Below are 20,291 nucleotides of genomic sequence, written 5' to 3'. Positions count from 1 at the left end.
CATCCGGCAAGCCCGTACCGGTACCTGACACCGGTACGGGCTTGTCATACTTTTGCGCCCAGTTGCTGTAAAGTTTCACTCATGACGCGTCGTCTTGCCGAAGTCGCCCGCCAGGTCGGGGTCAGCGAAGCCACGGTCAGCCGGGTGCTCAACGGCCGGTCCGGGGTGTCCGCCAGCACCCGGGCCGCCGTGCTCACCGCGCTGGACGTGATGGGCTACGAACGCCCCACCCAGCTGCGCGGCGAGCGGGCCCGCCTGGTCGGGCTGGTGCTGCCGGAGCTGCAGAACCCCATCTTCCCCGCGCTGGCCGAGATCATGGGCAACGCCCTCGCGCAGCAGGGGTTCACGCCGGTGCTGTGCACGCGGACGGCGGGCGGGGTGTCGGAGGCGGAGTACGTCGAGCTGCTCCTGCAGCAGCAGGTGTCGGGCGTGGTGTTCGCCGGTGGGCTGTACGCGCAGGCGGACGCGATCCACTCGCACTACCACCACCTCGTCGAGCGGCGGCTCCCGACGGTGCTCATCAACGCGGCGGTCGACCACCTCGGCCTGCCGCAGGTTTCGTGTGACGACGCGGTGGCCGTCGAGCAGGTCGTCGGGCACCTGAGTTCGCTCGGGCACGAGAAGATCGGGCTGGTCCTGGGCCCGTCGGACCACGTGCCGTCCCAGCGCAAGCTCGCGGCGTTCCAGTCGTACGCGGCGAAGCTCGGGCTGCCGGTGCTGGACGAGCTGGTCGAGCACGGCATGTTCTCGATCGAGGGCGGCCACGCGGCGGCGGCCCGCCTGTACCCGCGCGGCGCGACGGCGGTGCTGTGCGCGAGCGACCTGCTGGCCCTGGGCGCGGTCCGCGCGGCGCGACGGCAGGGGCTGTCGGTGCCGGACGACATCTCGGTGGTCGGCTACGACGACTCGGCGTTGATGAACTGCACCGACCCGCCCCTGACGACCACCCGCCAGCCGATCGAGGCGATGGGGCGCGCGGTGGTGGAGCTGCTGGTGAAGCGCATCAACGGCGGTGAGGTGGCGGCTGAGGAGCTGCTGTTCGCGCCGGAGCTGGTGGTCCGGGGGTCGACAGCCCGCCGCACGGCATAGGTCTCCCTCGAAGGCGCGACGGCCTGCCGGCCGTCGCGTCTTTTTCGTACGTCCAGGTCGACGAGGGCGAGAGCGCGGCCGCAGCCTGTTCGTAACTTGCAACTTCTCGTCGCCTTATTGCGTCGATCTGCTCTCACACTTTAGAGTGACCGCAATCACGTGACAGCCGTCGCGACCCGAGAAGAGGCTTGAGATGAGCAGTCCCTGGTCCCGATCCTTGCCCCGCCGGATGTTCTGCCTGCTGGCCGCAGGCGGCCTCGCGCTGGGGGTGGCCGCCTGCGGCGACGACGGCGACACCGCCGCCGCGCCCGGGGGCAAGGTGAAGATCACGGTCACCGGCCAACCGCCCACCAGTCAGCCGTTCGAGCGCAGCGTGTTCGACGCCGACGTCAAGGAGTTCGAGGCTTCCCACCCGAACATCGACATCGATCCGCACGAAGGGTTCATGGACCCGAAGACGTTCTCCGCGAAGCTCGCCGGCGGGCAGCTCGAGGACGTCTACTACGTCTACTTCACCGACCCGGCGCAGATCATCGCGCGCCGTCAGGCCGCCGACATCACGGAAGCTGCGAAGAGCGTTCCGCACATCAACGACATCAAGCCGGAACTCCTCGACAACTTCCGGGACGCGAGCGGCAAGCTCTACGGCCTGCCGACGATGAACTACACGATGGGCCTGGTCTACAGCCGCCCGCTGTTCCAGAAGGCCGGGCTCGACCCGGACAAGCCGCCGACCACCTGGGACGAGGTCCGCGCGGACGCCAAGAAGATCGCCGCGCTGGGCAACGGCACCGTCGGGTACGCCGACTACAGCAAGAACAACCAGGGCGGCTGGCACATGACCGGCTGGCTGTACTCGATGGGCGGCGACATCGCCCGCAAGGACGGCGACAAGTGGGTCGCCGACTTCAACAACGAAAAGGGCAAGCAGGCCCTCCAGTACCTGCACGACATGCGCTGGACCGACAACTCGATGGGCGCCAAGCAGCTCCTCGAAGCCACGGACGTCCAGCGCATGATGGGCGCCGGCCAGCTCGGCATGTACATGGCCGCCCCGGACAACGTTCCTGTGCTGGTCAAGCAGTTCAACGGCAAGTACGAGGACTACGGCATCGCCGGCATGCCCGGCGGCCAGGGCACGCTGCTCGGCGGCGAGGGCTACATGATCAACCCGAAGGCCTCGCCGGACAAGGTCAAGGCCGGCCTCGAGTGGATCCAGTGGAAGTACCTCAACCCGGACCGCTTCGAGAAGCACATCCAGCAGTACGTCGACGGCAAGCAGCCGGTCGGCCTGCCCGCCGAGCCGACCCCGGACGTCTGGACGGGCTCGGTCCGCGAGCAGCAGCTGGCCCTGAAGGCCAAGTACGCCAACGTCCCCGCGAAGAACTACCAGTCCTATGTGGACACGACCAGCAAGATCAAGGGCAGCATCGAGCCGCCGAACGCGCAGCAGATCTACGCCGCGCTCGACAGCGTGATGCAGGCGGTGCTGACCGACCAGAACGCGAACCTCGACCAGCAGCTGTCGTCCGCGTCGTCGAAGGTCAACAGTGTCCTCGCCCAGGTCAAGTAGCCTCCTCGCCTGGCCCGCGACGTCCTCGTCGCGGGCCAGGCGGCCGGTCGCTTCCCCGGAAGAACGCCGCCGCACCGGCCTCAAGCGCAAGCTCAAGGAGAACCTCACCGCGTACGGCCTGCTCTGCGCCGCGCTCGTGGTGTTCGCCCTCTTCTCCTGGTACCCGATCGTGCGCGGGGTCCTGCTGAGCTTCCAGCAGGTCGACTTCGTCAACGCGCCGACGTGGGTCGGGTTCGACAACTTCAGCCGGCTCTTCGCGGACCCGCTGTTCGGCGTCGCCTGGCGCAACACGCTGCTGTTCACCGGGCTGGCGCTGGTCTTCGGCTTCGCCGTCCCGTTCCTGACGGCCGTGCTGCTGAACGAGATCCGGCACGCGAAGGCGTTCTTCCGGCTCGCCGTCTACCTGCCGGTGATGCTGCCGCCGGTCGTGACGGCGCTGATGTGGAAGTGGTTCTACGACCCGGGTCCGGGCCTGTTCAACTCCGCGCTCGGCGCGGTGGGGCTGCCCGGCGGCCAGTGGCTCGACTCCTCCACCACCGCGATGCTGTCGCTGGTGTTCGTCTCGACGTGGGCGAACATGGGCAGCACCACGCTCATCTACCTGGCCGCGCTCGGCACGATCCCCGGCGAGCTCTACGAAGCCGCGGAGCTCGACGGCGCCGGGCTGTGGAAGCGCCTGCGGCACGTGACGTTCCCGCAGACGCGGTTCGTCCTGCTGGTGCTCCTGCTGCTGCAGATCGTCGCGACGATGCAGGTGTTCACCGAGCCGTACGTGATGACCGGCGGTGGGCCGGACGATTCGACGGTCACCGTGCTCCTGCTGCTCTACCGGTACGCCTTCGTCTACAACGACTTCGGCTCGGCGAGCGCGATGAGCCTGCTGCTCTTCATCGCGCTGGGCGTGTTCTCGGCGTGGTACGTCCGGCTGACGCGGAAGGCGGACCAGTCATGAGGACCCTCGTCTCGCCCGGCGCTTTGCGCAGCCCGCGCGGCAAGGTCGTCTACGGCGTCGTCTTCGCCTGCACGCTGGTGCTGTTTCTCCTGGCCTTCATGTTCCCGCTGTACTGGGTGATCACCGGCGCGATGAAGTCCCCGCAGGAACTGGCGCAGACGCCGGCGACGCTCGTCCCGCACGAGTGGCACCCGGAAACCTTCGCCGACGCGTGGGACCAGCTGAGCCTGGGCAAGTACTTCCTCAACACGCTCGTCGTCGCCGGCGGCGCATGGCTGGCGCAGCTGGCCATCGATGTCCCGGCCGCGTTCGCGCTGTCGAAGCTGCGCCCGAAGTTCGGCAACGTCGTGCTCGGGCTGATGCTGGCGACGCTGATGCTGCCGGCCACGGCACTGCTGGTCCCGACGTACGTGACGGTGACGGACCTGCCGCTGCTGCACCTCAACCTGATCAACTCGCCGACCGCGGTCTGGCTCCCGGCGGCCGCGAACGCGTTCAACATCTACCTGCTGAAGCGGTTCTTCGACCAGATCCCGGACGAGCTGATCGAGGCGGCGCGCATCGACGGCGCCGGGCCGGTGCGCACGCTCTGGCGGATCATCCTGCCGATCTCGCGGCCGATCCTGGCCGTGGTGTCGATCCTCGCGGTGGTCACCGCGTGGAAGGACTTCATCTGGCCGCTGCTGGTGTTCCCGGACACCGAAAAGCAGACGCTCTCGGTGATGCTGCAGCGGGTGGCGATCGACATGCCGCTCAACGTGCTCGTCGCCGGGATGGTGCTGGCCAGCCTGCCGATGGTGGCGCTGTTCCTGGCCTTCCAGCGGCAGATCCTCGCCGGGCTGACCGCCGGCAGCATCAAGGGCTGAGCCGGGTTTTCACGACGACTAGGAGGGCACTTTCGTGACCGACAAGACCGGCTGGTGGCGGAGCGCGGCGATCTACCAGGTCTACATCCGCAGCTTCGCGGACGGCAACGGCGACGGCGTGGGCGACCTCGCCGGCGTCCGCGCCCGGCTGGACCAACTGGCCGACCTGGGGATCGACGCGATCTGGTTCACCCCGTGGTACCCCTCGCCGATGGACGACGGCGGCTACGACGTCGCCGACTTCCGCGACATCGAGCCGCTCTTCGGCACGCTCGCCGAGGCGGAGGACCTGATCGCCGAGGCGCACGCCCGCGGCATCCGGGTGATCATCGACATCGTGCCCAACCACTGCTCCGACGAGCACCGGTGGTTCCAGGCCGCGCTCGAAGCGGGCCCGGGATCGCCGGAGCGGCAACGGTTCTGGTTCCGCCCCGGCCGCGGGCCGGACGGCGCCGAGCCGCCGAACAACTGGAAGTCGCGCTTCGGCGGGTCCGCGTGGACGCGCGTGGCCGACGGCGAGTGGTACCTGCACCTCTACAGCTCCCGCCAGCCCGACTTCAACTGGGACAACCCGGAGATCCGCACGGAGTTCGAAGACGTGCTGCGGTTCTGGTTCGACCGCGGCGTGGACGGCTTCCGCATCGACGTCGCCGACGGGCTCGTCAAGGACCCGCGGCTGCCCGACGTCGACGACGGCGACGAGACGCCGTTCTCCGACATGGAGGGCCTGCACGAGATCTACCGGTCGTGGCGCAAGATCGCCGACAGCTACGCGGGCGAGCGCGTGCTGGTCGGCGAGATGTGGCTGGAGGACATGTCCCGCGCCGCGCGTTACCTGCGCCGCGACGAGCTGCACTCGGCGTTCAACTTCGACTTCCTGGTCTGTCCCTGGGATTCCGAGCGCTTCCGCGACGTCATCACCCGCACGCTGCGCGCGCACAACGAGGTCGGCGCGCCGGCCGCGTGGGTGCTGTCGAACCACGACGTGACGCGGCACGTCACGCGGTACGGAAGGCAGGGCGACACCGGGTTCAGCTTCGCGAACCGGCTGCACGAGCTGCCGGTGGACCTCGAGCTGGGCACCCGGCGGGCCCGGGCGGCGGCGCTGCTGACCCTGGCGCTGCCCGGCGGTCTGTACGTCTACCAGGGCGAGGAGCTGGGGCTGTGGGAGGTCCTGGACATCGCGGACGACCTGCGCCAGGACCCGGTGTGGGCCCGCACGAACGGCGCCGACCCGGGCCGCGACGGCTGCCGGGTGCCGATCCCGTGGTCGGGTGACGAGCCGCCGTTCGGCTTCGGCTCCGGGGACGCGTGGCTGCCGCAGCCCGAGGAGTGGAAGGCCTACACGGCGGAAGCGGAGGCGGCGGACCCGGCGTCGATGCTGTCGCTCTACCGCTCCGGGCTCCACCTGCGGCGGGACCTTCCCCCGGGTGAGCTGGAGTGGCTCTCCCTCGGCGAAGGGGTGCTGGCGTTCCGGCTCGGGACGGGGTTCACGTTCGCGCTGAACTTCTCGGCGTCGCCGGTGCCGCTCCCGGCGGGCGAAGTCCTGCTGGCCAGCGGCGAGGTCACGGACTCCCTGCCCACCGACACCGCGGTCTGGCTGCGCGGCTAAAACGCACCGGAGGCCGCCGCCGAGCGAACTCGGCGGCGGCCTCCGGTGGATCAAGCGCTACTTCGTGAGCTGCAGGACGTCGATGCCCCGGGCGTTGTCGGCGACGTAGACGTACTTGCCGTGCCAGTACGGCGCCCACGCGCTCGCGTCACCCGGGCGGTAGTAGGCGATCTGGCGCGGGTTCGTCGGGTCGCTGACGTCGAGGAACCGCGTGCCCTGCGCGTAGAACGACTGCACCAGGATCTTGCCGCGGACGTCGAAGTAGTGCGCGGAGCAGTCGTCCGACGCCGGGTCGCTGCCCTCCTGGCCGTTGACGCCCCACGTGCCGACGCTCTCCAGGCGGAACGGCTGCTCGGGTGTCGAACGCCAGCCTTCGCCGTGGTAGGAGCCCTTCAGCGACGAGATCGTCAGGACGCCGTCGCCCGCGCAGCCGTCGACGAAGTTCTCCTCCGTCGCGTAGATCAGGTCTTGACCGCGCCAGGCGCCGTCGCCGACGCGGTTCCCGGCCGGGTGGAAGCTGTTGTGCATGAACCGCGAGGGCGCCGCCGTCTCGGCGATGCCACCACCGGCATACGGCACCGGCTCGTGCGCCGTCGCGCGGCGGATCCTGCCGGTCAGCGGGTCCCGGTGAATCCCGGAAGTCCAGTAGCCGCGCACGCCGCCGCGGCCGGACACCCAGGCCACGCCGTTGCCGTCCACCTGGACGTCGTGCACGTAGTCGGTCTTGCCGTCGTTGCGGGCCAGCTCGATCGGCTGCGGGTTCACCTTCGGGTGGCGCGGGTCGCGGATGTCGGTGACCCAGATCGGCCGTCCACCCCAGTCGGCGGGCTGGTCGTCGGCCTTCGCCGGGCCGCCGGTCCACAGGTAGCGGCAGCCGTCGACGCAGCTGGTCGTGTGCCCGGCCGGCACCTTCGTGTAGCTGAGGATCGCCGGGGCCTCGGGCTTCGACACGTCGACGACGTAGATGCCGGACTCACCGGTGTGCGTCGTGCCGCCGAACGCACGCGGGTCGCGGGACAGGAACACCAGCTTGCGGTTCTGGTCGACCTCGGTGTCCTCGGTCTCCCACAGCCCCGGCAGGCTGACCTGCCCGACCAGCTTCGGCGCGGCCGGGTTCTTCGTCAGGTCGTAGACTTTCAGCCCGAACTCGCCGGACACGACCATGACGTCGCGGCGGCCGTAGTCGAGGAAGTTGACCGAGATGGCGCCGGCGGCGTCCGGCACGTTGCCGACGGCCTTGACGTTCTTGATCGCCCCCGGGTCGCCCAGGGTGCGGGCGGCCGGAACAGCGGGTTTGTCGTCCTCGCCGCAGGCGGCGGCCGGAAGCCCGGTCGCGACCAGCGTGGCGCTGACGGTGACGGCGGCGAAGCACGACCGGAGCCAGGTGCGCACGAAACCTCCCAGAACGCGTGATCCCCGGGGAACGGTACGACGGAGATCAACCGGACACAACCGCCTTTGGTTGCCTCCTGACTGGTAGGACTGGCGCATGCGCTTGCTCGTCCTGCTCGCCTCGCTCGTCACGGTGGCCCTCGCCGTCACAGGCTGTTCCGATCCCGGCCCGGCCCGGCCCGGCGTCCTGTCCGCCGGCATCCGCGAGCCCGCGACGCTGCTGCCCGCCGACGTCACCGACCAGGCGGGCCGGCTGGTGACCGGTGTGCTGTGGACTCCGCTCGCCGACTACGACGCGGCGACCGGGGAGCTCACGCCGCGGGCGGCCGAGTCGATCGAGAGCACCGACCGGGTGCACTGGACGGTCAAGCTGCGGCCAGCGACGTTCCACGACGGCACCCCGGTCACCGCCCAGTCCTATGTGGACACGTGGAAAGCGGTCGCTGCTTCGCAGTGGGCGGCCGCGCCGGTGTTGACGAAGTTGTTGCGGGCCCGCTCGATCACGGCGTCCACTCCGGACACGATCGCTGTTGTCCTGGATCGCCCGTCCGGCCAGGTCCCCGCGCTGCTCTCGGCGCCTGGTCTGGTGCCACTGCCCGCGTCGGTGCTCGCTTCGCACGACTGGAAGGGCTTTGCCGCGGCACCCGTCGGGAACGGCCCGTACCGGCTGGACGGCGCCTGGCGGCCCGGCTCGGGCGGCACGCTCAAACGCGTCGGCGACGGTGTCGGCAAGGCCGCGGAGATCGAGCTGCGCGTCGGCGACCCGGCCGCCCAGTACGACGCGATCAAGGCGGGCACGCTCGACCTCGCCACCGAGGTCCCCGGCGAGAAGCACGACGCCATGCACGACGACTTCGGCGACGACCACCACGCAAGCTGGGCGTTGCCGCGAGCCGGCTACCTGGCGTTCCCCGTGGCGAACCCCCGGTTCGCCGACGCGACGGTCCGCCACGGCTTCGCCCTCGGCGTCGACCGCGCGGCCCTCGAAGCCGGCCCGCTCGCCCACCAGGCCGACCCGGCCAAGGCACTGCTGCCGCCGGCGGACGCCCCCGGCGAGCGCTCGGGCACGTGCCGTCCGTGCAGCTTCGACGCGGCGGCCGGCAAGGCCCTCCTGCAGCAGGCCGCGTTCCCGGGCGGCGCGACCGTCTACTTCGGGCCTTCGACGGAGGCATGGACGCGGACGCTCGTGGTCGGCCTGCACAAGGCCCTGGACGTTTCGGTGACCGCGCAACCCTTGTCCGGCGCGGCGGATGGTCCGTCCACGCTGGACGTTTCGCTGGCCACGGCGAGCCCGTACGAGCTGTTGTCGAGGCTGGCATCGGAGTCGGGCTACACCGACGAGGTGTTCCGCCAGAACTTGGAGCTGGCGGACGCGGCGGCGACGCCGGAGGAGTCGGGCGAGCTGTACCGGCTGGCGGAGAACCAGCTTTTGCGCGACCTCCCGGTGGCCCCGCTGTGGTCCGGCCACGGCCACGCGGTGTGGTCGTCGCGGGTCCACGACGTCCTGACGACGCCGTTCACCGGCCCGGTGCTGGCAGGGATCGGGGTTTCGTGACCTGGGAGCCGGCGCCGTTGTCCGAGGTCGTCGAGCTGTTCTCGGCGGTCCGGGCACCGTGGTGGATCGCGGGCGGCTACGCGATCGAACTCGCGGTGGGGCGGGCGTTCCGCGAGCACGCCGACGTCGACGTCCTGCTCCTGCGGCGCGACCAGCTCGGACAGCGCGGCGGCGAGTACGAACGTCTTGAAAGACTCATTCAGGTCTTCGGAGGTCCTGAATGACTCATTCAAGACCTTTGGTCCGGGCTACCGAGCCTGGCCCGGGCTCGACGAGCGCCCGGACTCCAGCGGCCCGAACGTCAAAAAAACTTGCCACGCGAGACACTAGACCGCGGCGTACTTCCCGAGAGTCTCGATGAACGCCGTCGTCAGCGGATCCGGCGCGGCCCGCGTGTAGGCGGCCAACGTCCGGCGCACCGGCACGCTCGGGCGCAGGACCCGTCCGTCGAACCGGGCCGGCAGCACGTTCGCCGGGACCAGCGCCGGCCCGAGGCCCGCCGCCGCGAGGATCGGCGCCGCCGCCGTCTGCTCGGTGCGGACCGCCGCTCGGGGGCGGAACCCGGCCGCCGCGCACGCCGCGTCGACCAGCTCCGCCAAACCGTTGCCCGGCGCGTAGTGCACCCACGCGCAGCCGGCGAGCGTGGCCAGGTCGACGACACCCGCCGCGGAGTCTTCCGAAGCGCCGTCCGCCGGGAGCACGACCACGAACTCCTCCACCCCGAGTTCCCGCACCGGCCCGGTCCACGCCGCCGGCAGCGGGCCGAGCGCGACGTCGGCCTCGCCCGCCGTCATCGCCTCCCGCAGCTCGTCGGCGTGGCGGAACTCGATCAGCCGGACGTCGACGCCGGGCCGGTCGCGCCGCCACACGCGCAACGCCGGCGGCAGCACGCCCAGGCTCATCGAGTAGACGGTCGCGACCTGCAGTTCCCCCGCCGTCGTGCCGGAGGCGAGCCGGGCGGCGCAGCGCGCGCGTTCGGCGTCGGCCAGCGCCGCCCGCGCGTGCGGCAGCATCGCCCGGCCCATCGGCGTGAGCCGGACGGTCCGGGGCAGGCGTTCCAGCAACGGCCCGCCGAGGCCCTGTTCGAGGGCCCGCATCTGGTGCGACAACGCGGGCTGCGTCACGTGGAGCTGCTCGGCCGCGCGGGTGAACGAGCCGGTGTCGACCACCGTGACCAGGTACTCGAGCTGCCGCAAGCTTGCCATGACGAAAGCTTATCGCACTGGTGATTACTAAGCCTTGGACTTATCACCGCACCGCGCCCAACCTGGAGACATGGAACGCAAGACAGCCCTGGTCGCCGGGGCGAACGGGATCATCGGCCGCAACCTCGTCGAGCACCTCAGGGCGGACGGGGGCTGGGACGTCATCAGCGTCTCGCGCCGCGGCGGTCTCGCCGTCGATCTGCTCGACGCGGCGGACACCCGGGCGAAGATCGGGGCGCTGACCGGCGTCACGCACCTCTTCTACGCGGCTTACCAGGACCGGCCGACCTGGGCCGAGCTGGTCCCGCCGAACCTGGCGATGCTGACGAACCTCGTCGACGCCGTGGACCCGGCCGCCCTCGAGCACGTCAGCCTGATGCAGGGGTACAAGGTCTACGGTGCGCACCTCGGCCCGTTCAAGACGCCGGCGCGCGAGACCGACGCCGGGCACATGCCGCCGGAGTTCAACGTCGACCAGCAGCGGTTCCTGGAGCAGCGAGGAGGCTCCTGGTCGGCGATCCGGCCGTCGGTGGTCGGCGGCACGGCACTGGGCAACCCGATGAACCTGGCGCTGGTGATCGCGGTGTACGCGTCGATCTCGAAGGAGCTCGGCCTGCCGCTGCGGTTCCCCGGCAAGCCCGGCGCGTACGACAGCCTGCTGGAGATGACGGACGCGGGCCTCCTGGCCGACGCGACGGTCTGGGCGACGGGCCACGAGGGCGCGTTCAACATCGCGAACGGCGACCTGTTCCGGTGGAGCGAGCTGTGGCCGAAGCTGGCGGCGTACTTCGGCCTCGATGTCGCCCCTCCACTGCGGATGTCCCTTGTGGACGTCATGGCCGACAAAGCTCCACTGTGGACTTCGCTCGCCGCGGAACACGGCCTCACGGCGTCTTATGCGGACGTCTCAGCGTCATGGTCGTTCGGCGACTTCGTGTTCGGCTGGGACTACGACATGTTCGCGGACACGTCGAAGTCGCGCCGCGCGGGTTTCCACACGTACGTCGAGACGGAGCAGATGTTCTACCGGCTCTTCGACGAATTCCGCAAGGCGCGGGTGATCCCCTAGCCGCGGCCGATGAACGGCATGGTCGTCGCGGTGACGGTGAGGAACTGGACGTTGGCGTCGAGCGGCAGGCCCGCCATGTAGCGCACGGCGTCCGCGACGTGCCGGACGTCGAACGTCGGCTCGGCGACGACCCGGCCGTCGGGCTGCTGGATGCCGGCGGCCATCCGCTCGGTCATCTCGGTGGCCGCGTTGCCGATGTCGATCTGCCCGCAGGCGACGTTCCACGCGCGGCCGTCGAGCGAGATCGACCGGGTGAGGCCGGTGACAGCGTGCTTCGTCGCGGTGTAGGCGACGCTCGCGGGCCGCGGGGCGTGCGCGGAAATGGAGCCGTTGTTGACGATCCGGCCGCCGCGCGGGTCCTGGTCCTTCATCAGCCGCACGGCCTGCTGAGCGCAGAGGAACATGCCCGTGAGGTTGACGTCGACGGTCCGCTTCCAGTCCTCGACGGACAGATCCGCCACGGTCCCGGCGGCGCCGATCCCGGCGTTGTTGACGAGCAGGTCGAGGCGCCCCCACCGTTCGCGAACCGCGGCGAACAACGCGGCGACGGACTCTTCGTCGGCGACGTCGGTGGGCACGACGAGAGCGTTCGCGGAGTCCGTGGCGGTCTCGGTCAGCGCTTCGGCCCGGCGTCCCGCCAAGGCGACGGACCAGCCGTCCTCCAGGAGGGCCCGCGCCACCGCCCGCCCGATGCCCGAACCTGCCCCGGTCACCACCGCCGTCTTCGCCATCACGCCTCCTAGACTGCCCGCATGGGACTTCGCGAGCGCTTCCAGGCCGGGCTGGCCCGGCAACTCGGCCACCCTAGCGGCCTGCGGGGCAGGCTCGTCGGAGCGATGCTCAACCGCCGCAACCGCGCAGCGGTGGTGAAAGCGGTGGCGGCCCTGGAACTGTCGGGCGGCGAAACCGCCTTGGACATCGGCTTCGGCGGCGGCCTCGGCCTCGGGCTCCTGCTGCGGGAAACCACCTCGGTCCGGGGCGTGGAGATCTCGCGGACCATGCTCGAGCGGGCCCGCGCCACGTTCCGCGGGGAGATCGCCGCGGGCAGGCTGGCGCTGAGCGAGGGGCCGATGACGGCATTGCCCCTCGACGACGGTTCGGTCGACGCGGTCGTCACGACGAACACGGTCTACTTCGTCGACGACCTCGACGCCGCGCTCGCCGAGATCGCGCGGGTGCTCGCGCCGGGCGGACGCTTCGTGCTGGGCGTCGGCGATCCGGACATGATGGCCCGGGCCCGGATGCTGACCGACAACGGCTTCCGCATCCGGCCCGTGCCCGAGCTGGAGACGGCGCTGACCGCGGCCGGGCTGAGCCCGCTGCGGCACGAGCGGTTCGCCCACAGCGGCCTCGGCTTCCACCTGCTGGTCACGCGCAAATAGGGCCCGGCGAGCGCCGGGCCCTATTCGCGATCGGCACCTACTTCGCCGCCACCCCCAGCGCGGCGAGCGCCGGGCCGGCCATGATCACGCCGTCGCCGGTCACCGTGTCGAACCCGGGCGTCCCCAGGTCGATCGCCGACGACACCAGCGCGCTCCGGATCTGCGCCGGCGTCGCGGTCGGCTTGCCCGACAGGAGCAGCGCCGCGATCGCCGCCGCGTGCGGGGCCGCCGCCGACGTGCCGTAGAACGGCTGGAAGCCGGTCACCGACGTCGCCACGCCGTCCGCCGCCGTGATGTCCGGCTTGTTCCGGGTCGTACCACCGGTCGAGGACACGTTGCCCGGCGTGACCGCCGTACCGTCCGCGTTGTAGAACAGGTGACGCTTGCCGTCGGAGGAGAAGCGCTCCCACTTGCTCGCCGCGCTGAACAGGCCGGGGTACGGGCCCACCGGGTTGGCCGGGTCACCGGCTTCCAGCGGCCGCGTGAACGCGGGGCCGGCCGGGGCCGCCGCCACGCTGAACGCGCTCGCCGCCGACGAGTGGCCGTTCGTGACGCCGTTGGTGCTGAACGCCTTCAGTGAACCCGAAGCCACGAACCGGCCGCGGATCACGTTGAGCGCGATGAACCGGTCGGCGCCGCTGTACTTGACCACCGCGACCTTGTAGCCGGAGCCCGTCGAAGGCACGTTCGCGATCTCGTACGGGTTCTGCGAGCCGGACTGGCCGTTCTCGCTCGACGCCACGACGCTGCCCGCCGAGTTCAGGATGAACAGGTCGTAGTCGTTGGCGGACTTGCCCCACGGGTCGGACCAGAACAGCGTCACGGGCTTGCCGAGCGAGCCGGCCGAAAGTGCGTCGAAGTTCTGCGTCGTGGCGCTCGGGTCGAAGTCGTGCGGGGTGCCGGTGACGCCGCTGATCTTCGACGAAGAGGCGCGGAAATCGCCCTCGTAGTAACCGCTCGTGCCGTCGGCCGCGTTGCCCGAGTTGCCGGCCGAGGAGAAGTAGAGGACGCCGGCCGCGGTGACCTCGTTGACCGCCTGCGCGACCTGCGTGTCCTGGAACGGCGACTCGTCGAAGTAGGCGACGTCGTCGACGATGATCGTGCAGTGGCCGGTGGTGCGCAGCGCCCGGATGTTCGCGGCGAAGCTGGCCTCGCTGGTGAACGCGGTCGCGAAGCCGAGCGCGGCGTTCGGCGCGAGGTCGTGGACGATCTCCAGCATCGCGGTGCCCTCGTCGCCGCTGCCCTTCTGGCCGGACAGGACGTCCACCGTGGGCAGCTCGCCGGCGCTCTGAGACTTCGCGAGCGAGTCGACGCCGTCGGAGAGGACGCAGACCTTGACGCCGGAACCGCTGACGCCGTAGGTGGTGCGGGCGGTGTCGGCACCGTGCGCCTTGTCGCCCTCGGAGACCTGGGTCGCGGCGGCGGCCTGTGCCGCGGCGGCCTGGCGGAAGTCCCGGTTGCCCTGCTCGCTCCAGGTCGTCGCCTGCGCGGCAGGCTTGACTTCGGCGACGTCGGCGCGGCCGGCGATCGCGTCCACGGCGGACAGCGGGAGGTCGGCGCGGACGGCGCCACTCGCGGCGAAGCGGACGGTGCCGCCCGCGGCCTTGACCGCGTTCGCGACGGCCTGGTCACCGGTGGCGGCGATCTCGACCGAGACGGTGCCGGCGCCGCTGACGCCGAGGCCCGAGCGGTAGTCGGGCAGCTTCGCGGCGAGGGTCCGGTCGGCCCGCAACCGCTTCTCGACGACGAGCTGGCTCGATTGCTTGCGCTCGGCGGGGGTCAGGCTCTTCTTGATGCCCTGGAGCGCGCTGATGCCCGCCTCGGTGCGCGCGGCGGCCGCGTCCACCGTGGACGGCTGCGCCACCGAAACCCCCGTCGTCAGCAGCAACGCGCCGACCGTCAGCGGAACCGCGTGCGCGGCGACCCGGCTGAATCTCACCATCGATTTCTCCCTGCGCTACTCGGTCACTCGACCGAATGACACCCGACCGGGTGTAATGGGGAGAATCTAAGGAGTGACCGGGCAGGGATCCAGCGACCAAAGTCGGGAACGTCCGTTCGTCCACATCCTGGAACGATCGGGGAAACATGAGAACGATTTTCCCCGGCCGTGCCCGGTCTCGATCTCGCGATGAGCCGAAGACGATCATCATCCACGGCGAACAGGTGATCGCCTGTTTCAAAGCCGTCCGCGACTTCGTGGTGTTCACGGACAAGCGCCTGGTCGCGGTGAACGTCCAGGGCGTCACGGGCAAGAAGAAGGATTTCACTTCACTGCCCTACAGCAAGATCCAGGCGTTCTCGATCGAAACGGCGGGCACCTTCGACCTGGACGCCGAACTCGATCTCTGGTTCAGCGGCCTCGGCAAGGTACGTCTGGAGTTCAAGGGCAGCGCGGACATCCGCCAGCTGGGCCACCTGATCGCGTCCCACGTACTCTGAAGTCAAGGCCAGGGCAGCACCCACAGCCGCGGCCACTGGGTCAGCCACCGGGCGGCTTTGGCTTCGTAGACCTCGCGCGGGGCGAGCCCCGGGTTCGGCCGCACGACCATCCCGAACAGATCGCCGAGCCCGCGCGGCGCGTGGAAGTGCCAGGTCCCGTCACGCCGGAGGCGGACGCCGACGCACGAGCAGACCGAAGGGAAGGCGTCGATCGCCGCCTCCGTGGTCGCGTAGGGCGGGCAGGGAAGGCCGAACTTGGCTTCGTACCAAAGGTGCACGCGGGCTTCGTTGCGCACTTCCACCTCGACGGGGAGGTCGTCGCAGGCGGCCGCCACGGTCCGGATCACGCGGTCTTCGGCATCCCAGCCGAGGTCGGCGGCGTCGTGGTAGACGAGGTCGTAGTCCTTGATCCCGCGTGCGGCGTCCCGCTCGTCGAGGACGTTCCACACGGTCTGCACGACGCACCCGGCGGCGAAGTACCAGTGCGGCAGGTCGAACTCCCGGGCCCGGCGCAGCAGCTCGACGAGGATCTCGTTGTGCGCCAGGACGTCCCGAAGTCGGTCGAAATCCGCCATGCGTCCATCGTAGGCTGCGGCATGGTCGAAATCCGCCGCGCGACGGCGCACCAAGCCGGCGCGTTGACCGCACTGATGCACGCATCATCTGCGTACCAAGGCGTCTACGCGTCGATCCTCGACGGCTACGCGGTCACGCCCGGCTACGTCGAAACGAACCCGACCTTCGTCGCCATGACCGGCGACGAGATTCTCGGCTTCTACGCGCTGCTCGAGGATCCACCGGAACTCGACATCCTGTTCGTGGCGGACGCCGCGCAGGGGCTGGGCCTCGGGGCGCGCCTGGTCGCCCACCTGCTCGAGGAAGCCCGCACGCGAGGGATGCGCAGCGTCCGCGTCGTCTCGCACCCGCCCGCCCTGCCGTTCTACCTCCGGATGGGCGCGCGGCGCACCGGGACGATCCCGCCGGTCCCGCCGAAGGTGCGGTGGGACCGGCCGGAGCTCCGCTTCGACGTCCCTACAGGTTGATCATGTGCCCGGCGAGGCCGTGGAGAGCTTCCTTGACCGCCTCACCCAGCGTCGGGTGCGCGTGCACGTTCCGAGAAACCTCGTGCACGGTCAAATCCCACTGCTGAGCCAAAGTCAGCTCCGGCAGCAGCTCGGTGACATCCGGCCCGATGAGGTGCCCACCGATCAGCTCCCCGTACTCGGCGTCGCTGATCAGCTTGACGAACCCACCGGCGTCGCCCAGCCCCTGAGCCTTTCCATTGGCGGTAAAGGGGAACTTCGCCACCCGGACGTCGAAACCCTTCTCCCGAGCCTGCTCCTCGGTCCACCCGAAACTCGCGATCTGAGGCTGGCAGTAGGTGGCCCGGGGAATCATCGGGAAGTCGAGCTCCATGGTCTCCGCACCGGCGATGGTCTCCGCCGCGACCACGCCCATCGACTCGGACGCGTGCGCGAGCATCAGCTTCGCCGTCACGTCGCCGATCGCGAAGATGTGGTCGACGTTCGTGCGCCCGCGGCCGTCGATCGCGATCGCCCCGCGGTCGGTGAGAGAAACGCCCGTCTTCTCCAGCCCGTAGCCCTCGACCCGCGGCTGAAAACCGATGGCCTGCAGCACCTTTTCGGCCTCGAGGACCTGCTCACCGTTCTTCTCCGACGACACGGTCACGCGCACCGGCGAACCGGATTCGTCGATCGACTCGACGCGGGTCGAGGTCAGCACCTTGATACCCAGCTTCCGGTACCGGCGCGAAAGCTCAGCCGACACCTCGGCGTCCTCCAGGGGCACCATGCGGTCGAGGAACTCGACGATCGTGACGTCGACGCCGTAGTTGTGCAGCACGTAGGCGAACTCGACGCCGATCGCGCCCGCGCCGGCGATGATGATGCTCGACGGCAGCTCGCTCGAGAGGATCTGCTCTTCGTACGTCACCACGCGCGAGCTGCGCGACGTCCCGGGCAGCAGCCGCGTGGTCGCGCCCGTGGCGATGATGCAGTGGTCGAACGTCACCTGCGACCCGTTCACCTCGAGGGTGTGGTCGTCGACGAACGTGCCGTGCCCGTCGAACTCGGTGATCTTGTTCTTCTTCATGAGGAAGTGCACGCCCTTGACGCGCCCGTCGGCGACCTTCCGGCTCCGCTCGTAGGCGGCCGTGTAGTCGACCTTGATCGGGCTGTCGGACGAGATGCCGAACGCCTTCGCCTCCTGCGTCACGACGTGCGCCAGTTCGGCGTTGCGCAGCAGGGCCTTCGACGGGATGCACCCGACGTTCAGGCAGACGCCACCCCAGTACTTCTCCTCGACCACCGCGGCGCTCAGCCCCAGCTGCGACGCGCGAATCGCCGCGACGTACCCGCCGACTCCGGCCCCCAAGACGACGACATCAAAGTGTTGTGCACTCATACGCCCGAAACTACCCCTTCCGCCAGGTCCGGGCGGGGTGACGCGGACCTCAGGCGGCGACCGGGCGCTCCTCGCCGCGGATCGTCTCGAGCAGCGCCGTCACCGCCGCCATGATCCGGGCCGTCGCCTCCTCCAGCACCTCGCGGGTGAGCGGCCGGTCACGCAGGTCGGACAGGTCGACCGGTGGTCCCGCGACCAGGTCGACCGTCTTGCGCGGCAGCCCGCGGGGGAACCACGCCGTCGACGGCAGCAGGTGGTGCGTGCCCCAGTTCGCCACCGGGATCACCGGCGCGCCGGTCTCCAGGGCGGCGCGCACGATGCCGGTCTTGCCGCGCATCGGCCAGCCGGCCGGGTCCTTCGAGAACGTGCCTTCGGGGAAGACCGCGACGCACTCGCCGTCCCGCACCGAGGCGACCAGGTCGCGGTAGGCCTCCGCCGCCGTCGCCGCGCCGCGGTACACCGGGATGTGGCGCCCCGAGCGCATCACGCGGCCCAGGACCGGCAGCTTCCACAGCGAGGCCTTCGCCAGGTACCGCGGCACGCGGCCGGCGGCCAGGCAGAACGCCGTCAACGTCGCCGGGTCGGCGAACGACAGGTGGTTCGACGCCACCAGCACGCCGCCGGACTTCGGGATGTGGTGCGAGCCGCGCACCCGGAAGCGGGTCGTCTGGACGAGGAACTGCCAGACCACCTCGATCGCGAAGCTGTACCAGGCGCCCCGGCCGGCGCGGGCGAAGCGCCGGCCGTAGGCGATCATCTGGCGTCGGGTGAGCAGCTCACCTTCGGTGTGCAGCGCGGTCCAGCGGTCCATGACCGTCATTCGTAGCCGACGACCGGCCGGATCGGCCCACTCCCCCGCCGAACGCGGCGCAGATCACAGTCGCTCGAGAACCACCACAGGAATCTCGCGGTCCGTCTTCTTCGCGTAGTTGTTGTAGTCCGGCCAGACGGCGGCGAGCTTCTCCCACAGCTTCGCGCGCTCCTCGCCGGCGGCGGTGCGGGCGCGGGCCGTGAACTTGTCGGCCTTGACCTGCACGCCGACCTCGGGGGTCTCGACGAGGTTGAAGTACCAGCCGGGGTGGTTCGGCGCGCCGCCCTTGGAGGCCACGATCACCGGGTTGCCGTCGATCTCCTGGTAGATCAGGGCGAACTTGCGTTCCTGACCGGTCTTGCGGCCCTTGGTGGTCAGCACCAGTGTCGGGACGCCTTCCTTCCACTCGTGGCCGACCTCGCCATCGGTCTCCTCGTAGCGGCGGACGTGCTCGTCACCGAACAGCATGCGTGGTTCCTTTCGCGGTCGATCAGCAGTGGCGGGCTCACCACTTGAAGGTTTTCCTTGTTTACAACACACGCGCCGCCGCCGATCTTCCCTCGCATTCACTCGAACGGGTCAGGTCCCCCGGCCAGCGGCTTCTCCCGGCCCACCCCCCTCCCAGTAGATTGCACCGACCGAGCACGCGGAGACACTCGAACCCGATCTTGGAGGAGCCAGCCATGAAGGCCCGGCCGCACGTGACACTGGAAGACGTGGCACGCAGCGCGAACGTCTCGCTCGCGACGGCGTCGCGGGTGCTCAACGGCACCGCGTCCGTCCGCGCCGACCTGCGGGAGCGGGTTTCCGCCGCCGCGGCCGAGCTGGCCTACGCCCCGAACGCGCACGCCCAGGCGCTCGCCGGCGGCACCCACCGCACGGTCGGCGTGATCTGCCACGACGTCAGCGACCCGTACTTCGCGGCGATCGCCGGCGGGGTGATGCGGGTGGCCACCGACAACGGGCTGCTCGTGATGCTGGCCGGCACCTTCCGCGACCCGGACCGCGAGGTCGCCTACGTCTCGACGCTGCGCGCGCAGCGAGCCGCGGCGATCCTGCTGATCGGCTCGGCGTTCGAAGACCGGGCATGGGAACGCGCGATGGCGGCCGAGCTGGAGCCGTACCGCCGCGGCGGCGGGCAGGTCGCGGCAGTCAGCCGGCACCGCGGGCTCAAGATCGACACCGTGCAGCCGGACAACAAGGGCGGCGCCGCGGCGCTGGCCGAGGCGCTGGTCGGCCTCGGCCACAAGCGGTTCGCCGTGCTCGCCGGGCCGCGGAAGCTCAGCACGGTCATCGACCGGCTGGCCGGGTTCACCGACGCGCTCGCCGAACACGGCATCAGCCTGCACGAAGACGACATCGTCGAGGCCGCCTTCACCCGCGACGGCGGCTACGACGCGACGAAGCGGCTGCTCGCCGGCCGCAAGCGCAAGCTGCCGACCTGCGTCTTCGCCGTCACCGACGTGATGGCGATCGGCGCGCTGACGGCGTTGCGCGAGGAAGGCCTGTCCGTGCCCGGCGACATCTCGGTCGCGGGCTTCGACGACATCCCGGTGGTCCGTGATCTGGCCCCGGCGCTGACCACGGTCCGGCTGCCGCTGGAGGAGCTGGGCGAGCGGGCGATGGACTTGGCGATCAAGGGCGCCGGGGGTACCCGGCCGCGGACCATCCGGCTCTCCGGCGAGGTCGTCCTGCGGGAGAGCACCGGGCGCCCCAAGCGCTGACGCCCGGCCGATCGCCATGAGGGGCACCCTCATGGCTCTTGAGCCCAGGGTCTCGGCAAAGGCGGGTGGCCAGGTCGGAGCGGGGGTTGCTCGGGCGTCGGCGTGTCTTGAATGAGTCATTCAGGACCTCCGAAGACCTGAATGAGTCATTCAAGACGTTGGGTGGGACCGGGCGGCGAGCGTGCGACCGGGACT

20 protein-coding genes are annotated in these 20,291 nt (G+C 70.3%); 12 read left to right on the top strand and 8 right to left on the bottom strand.

The annotated features are described in order from the left end of the window. The first annotated feature begins 81 nt into the window (after positions 1-81). The 5 genes from AB0M59_RS42000 to AB0M59_RS41980 all read left to right on the top strand — a co-directional run bounded on the left by AB0M59_RS42000 (position 82) and on the right by AB0M59_RS41980 (position 6,092). Entirely contained in the window at positions 82-1,089 is a 1,008-nt protein-coding gene (locus AB0M59_RS42000) for a LacI family DNA-binding transcriptional regulator (protein WP_364627021.1), read from the top strand. Between the two features lie 193 nt (positions 1,090-1,282). After that, on the top strand, positions 1,283-2,662 hold the full coding sequence (locus AB0M59_RS41995) for an extracellular solute-binding protein (protein WP_364627019.1): 1,380 nt from the start codon (positions 1,283-1,285) through the stop codon (positions 2,660-2,662). Next, entirely contained in the window at positions 2,640-3,614 is a 975-nt protein-coding gene (locus AB0M59_RS41990) for a sugar ABC transporter permease (RefSeq protein ID WP_364627017.1), read from the top strand. Before AB0M59_RS41995 ends, AB0M59_RS41990 begins: the two co-directional genes overlap by 23 nt. Then, positions 3,611-4,480, top strand: a complete 870-nt coding sequence (locus AB0M59_RS41985; RefSeq protein WP_364627016.1) for a carbohydrate ABC transporter permease — start codon at positions 3,611-3,613, stop codon at positions 4,478-4,480. The genes AB0M59_RS41990 and AB0M59_RS41985 overlap by 4 nt, the downstream gene beginning before the upstream one ends. A gap of 34 nt (positions 4,481-4,514) precedes the next feature. Further along, positions 4,515-6,092: a glycoside hydrolase family 13 protein gene (locus AB0M59_RS41980; protein WP_364627015.1), complete on the top strand. Its 1,578-nt coding sequence runs from the start codon at positions 4,515-4,517 to the stop codon at positions 6,090-6,092. 57 nt (positions 6,093-6,149) lie between these two features. Here the strand turns inward: AB0M59_RS41980 and AB0M59_RS41975 are convergent, their stop codons facing one another. Then, positions 6,150-7,484: a hypothetical protein gene (locus AB0M59_RS41975; RefSeq protein WP_364627013.1), complete on the bottom strand. Its 1,335-nt coding sequence runs from the start codon at positions 7,482-7,484 to the stop codon at positions 6,150-6,152. A gap of 97 nt (positions 7,485-7,581) precedes the next feature. Here AB0M59_RS41975 and AB0M59_RS41970 point away from each other — a divergent pair, with 97 nt between their 5' ends. Continuing rightward, complete coding sequence (locus AB0M59_RS41970; protein WP_364627012.1) at positions 7,582-9,039, top strand: ABC transporter substrate-binding protein; 1,458 nt, start codon at positions 7,582-7,584, stop codon at positions 9,037-9,039. Next, on the top strand, positions 9,036-9,263 hold the full coding sequence (locus AB0M59_RS41965) for a hypothetical protein (protein WP_364627011.1): 228 nt from the start codon (positions 9,036-9,038) through the stop codon (positions 9,261-9,263). The genes AB0M59_RS41970 and AB0M59_RS41965 overlap by 4 nt, the downstream gene beginning before the upstream one ends. Before the next feature lie 102 nt (positions 9,264-9,365). On the opposite strand, the gene AB0M59_RS41960 is transcribed toward AB0M59_RS41965, so the two are convergent. Then, the gene (locus AB0M59_RS41960) at positions 9,366-10,244 is read right to left on the bottom strand and encodes a LysR family transcriptional regulator (RefSeq protein ID WP_364627009.1); all 879 of its coding nucleotides are present in this window, start codon (positions 10,242-10,244) and stop codon (positions 9,366-9,368) included. A gap of 70 nt (positions 10,245-10,314) precedes the next feature. Between AB0M59_RS41960 and AB0M59_RS41955 the strand changes: the two genes are divergently transcribed. Then, positions 10,315-11,313, top strand: coding sequence for an SDR family oxidoreductase (locus AB0M59_RS41955; protein ID WP_364627007.1), 999 nt, complete (start codon positions 10,315-10,317; stop codon positions 11,311-11,313). Here the strand turns inward: AB0M59_RS41955 and AB0M59_RS41950 are convergent. Further along, positions 11,310-12,044, bottom strand: a complete 735-nt coding sequence (locus AB0M59_RS41950) for an SDR family oxidoreductase (RefSeq protein WP_364627005.1) — start codon at positions 12,042-12,044, stop codon at positions 11,310-11,312. The two genes, AB0M59_RS41955 and AB0M59_RS41950, sit on opposite strands and share 4 nt — an antisense overlap. A gap of 21 nt (positions 12,045-12,065) precedes the next feature. Between AB0M59_RS41950 and AB0M59_RS41945 the strand changes: the two genes are divergently transcribed. Further along, entirely contained in the window at positions 12,066-12,695 is a 630-nt protein-coding gene (locus AB0M59_RS41945) for a class I SAM-dependent methyltransferase (protein WP_364627004.1), read from the top strand. 37 nt (positions 12,696-12,732) lie between these two features. Here the strand turns inward: AB0M59_RS41945 and AB0M59_RS41940 are convergent, their stop codons facing one another. Then, on the bottom strand, positions 12,733-14,637 hold the full coding sequence (locus AB0M59_RS41940) for a S8 family serine peptidase (RefSeq protein WP_364627002.1): 1,905 nt from the start codon (positions 14,635-14,637) through the stop codon (positions 12,733-12,735). A gap of 146 nt (positions 14,638-14,783) precedes the next feature. Between AB0M59_RS41940 and AB0M59_RS41935 the strand changes: the two genes are divergently transcribed. Continuing rightward, positions 14,784-15,137: a PH domain-containing protein gene (locus AB0M59_RS41935; RefSeq protein ID WP_364627000.1), complete on the top strand. Its 354-nt coding sequence runs from the start codon at positions 14,784-14,786 to the stop codon at positions 15,135-15,137. A 2-nt stretch (positions 15,138-15,139) separates the two neighbouring features. Here AB0M59_RS41935 and AB0M59_RS41930 read toward each other — a convergent pair whose 3' ends face one another. After that, entirely contained in the window at positions 15,140-15,712 is a 573-nt protein-coding gene (locus AB0M59_RS41930) for a nucleotidyltransferase family protein (RefSeq protein ID WP_364626998.1), read from the bottom strand. 21 nt (positions 15,713-15,733) lie between these two features. On the opposite strand from AB0M59_RS41930, the gene AB0M59_RS41925 reads away from it, so the two are divergent. Next, complete coding sequence (locus AB0M59_RS41925) at positions 15,734-16,180, top strand: GNAT family N-acetyltransferase (RefSeq protein ID WP_364626996.1); 447 nt, start codon at positions 15,734-15,736, stop codon at positions 16,178-16,180. On the opposite strand, the gene lpdA is transcribed toward AB0M59_RS41925, so the two are convergent. Genes lpdA through AB0M59_RS41910 form a run of 3 tightly spaced genes read right to left on the bottom strand, consistent with a single transcriptional unit; the run spans position 16,170 to position 18,840 of the window. Further along, positions 16,170-17,561 carry a dihydrolipoyl dehydrogenase gene (gene lpdA, locus AB0M59_RS41920; RefSeq protein WP_364626994.1) on the bottom strand — a complete coding sequence of 464 codons (1,392 nt, stop codon included), beginning with the start codon at positions 17,559-17,561 and terminating at the stop codon, positions 16,170-16,172. The two genes, AB0M59_RS41925 and lpdA, sit on opposite strands and share 11 nt — an antisense overlap. A 49-nt stretch (positions 17,562-17,610) precedes the next feature. Then, the gene (locus tag AB0M59_RS41915; RefSeq protein ID WP_364626993.1) at positions 17,611-18,381 is read right to left on the bottom strand and encodes a lysophospholipid acyltransferase family protein; all 771 of its coding nucleotides are present in this window, start codon (positions 18,379-18,381) and stop codon (positions 17,611-17,613) included. 54 nt (positions 18,382-18,435) lie between these two features. Further along, positions 18,436-18,840: a nitroreductase family deazaflavin-dependent oxidoreductase gene (locus AB0M59_RS41910; protein WP_364626992.1), complete on the bottom strand. Its 405-nt coding sequence runs from the start codon at positions 18,838-18,840 to the stop codon at positions 18,436-18,438. Between the two features lie 215 nt (positions 18,841-19,055). On the opposite strand from AB0M59_RS41910, the gene AB0M59_RS41905 reads away from it, so the two are divergent. Beyond that, on the top strand, positions 19,056-20,096 hold the full coding sequence (locus AB0M59_RS41905) for a LacI family DNA-binding transcriptional regulator (RefSeq protein WP_364626990.1): 1,041 nt from the start codon (positions 19,056-19,058) through the stop codon (positions 20,094-20,096). Positions 20,097-20,291 lie beyond the last annotated feature (195 nt).

Origin of the sequence: Amycolatopsis sp. NPDC051371 (assembly GCF_040682155.1) — a bacterium.
In the GTDB taxonomy this organism is placed as follows: domain Bacteria; phylum Actinomycetota; class Actinomycetes; order Mycobacteriales; family Pseudonocardiaceae; genus Amycolatopsis.
The sequence above is the reverse complement of the archived record's forward strand: the minus strand, read 5'-3'. Positions and strand labels throughout refer to the sequence as shown.

Coding starts and splice junctions, on each gene's coding strand:
- AB0M59_RS41945 (WP_364627004.1), top strand. CDS start 12,066: ATGGGACTTCGCGAGCGCTTCCAGGCCGGGCTGGCCCGGCAACTCGGC.
- AB0M59_RS41960 (WP_364627009.1), bottom strand. CDS start 10,244: ATGGCAAGCTTGCGGCAGCTCGAGTACCTGGTCACGGTGGTCGACACC.
- AB0M59_RS41910 (WP_364626992.1), bottom strand. CDS start 18,840: ATGCTGTTCGGTGACGAGCACGTCCGCCGCTACGAGGAGACCGATGGC.
- AB0M59_RS41915 (WP_364626993.1), bottom strand. CDS start 18,381: ATGACGGTCATGGACCGCTGGACCGCGCTGCACACCGAAGGTGAGCTG.
- AB0M59_RS41930 (WP_364626998.1), bottom strand. CDS start 15,712: ATGGCGGATTTCGACCGACTTCGGGACGTCCTGGCGCACAACGAGATC.
- lpdA (WP_364626994.1), bottom strand. CDS start 17,561: ATGAGTGCACAACACTTTGATGTCGTCGTCTTGGGGGCCGGAGTCGGC.
- AB0M59_RS41925 (WP_364626996.1), top strand. CDS start 15,734: ATGGTCGAAATCCGCCGCGCGACGGCGCACCAAGCCGGCGCGTTGACC.
- AB0M59_RS41935 (WP_364627000.1), top strand. CDS start 14,784: ATGAGAACGATTTTCCCCGGCCGTGCCCGGTCTCGATCTCGCGATGAG.
- AB0M59_RS41985 (WP_364627016.1), top strand. CDS start 3,611: ATGAGGACCCTCGTCTCGCCCGGCGCTTTGCGCAGCCCGCGCGGCAAG.
- AB0M59_RS41940 (WP_364627002.1), bottom strand. CDS start 14,637: ATGGTGAGATTCAGCCGGGTCGCCGCGCACGCGGTTCCGCTGACGGTC.
- AB0M59_RS41955 (WP_364627007.1), top strand. CDS start 10,315: ATGGAACGCAAGACAGCCCTGGTCGCCGGGGCGAACGGGATCATCGGC.
- AB0M59_RS41950 (WP_364627005.1), bottom strand. CDS start 12,044: ATGGCGAAGACGGCGGTGGTGACCGGGGCAGGTTCGGGCATCGGGCGG.
- AB0M59_RS41970 (WP_364627012.1), top strand. CDS start 7,582: ATGCGCTTGCTCGTCCTGCTCGCCTCGCTCGTCACGGTGGCCCTCGCC.
- AB0M59_RS42000 (WP_364627021.1), top strand. CDS start 82: ATGACGCGTCGTCTTGCCGAAGTCGCCCGCCAGGTCGGGGTCAGCGAA.
- AB0M59_RS41905 (WP_364626990.1), top strand. CDS start 19,056: ATGAAGGCCCGGCCGCACGTGACACTGGAAGACGTGGCACGCAGCGCG.
- AB0M59_RS41995 (WP_364627019.1), top strand. CDS start 1,283: ATGAGCAGTCCCTGGTCCCGATCCTTGCCCCGCCGGATGTTCTGCCTG.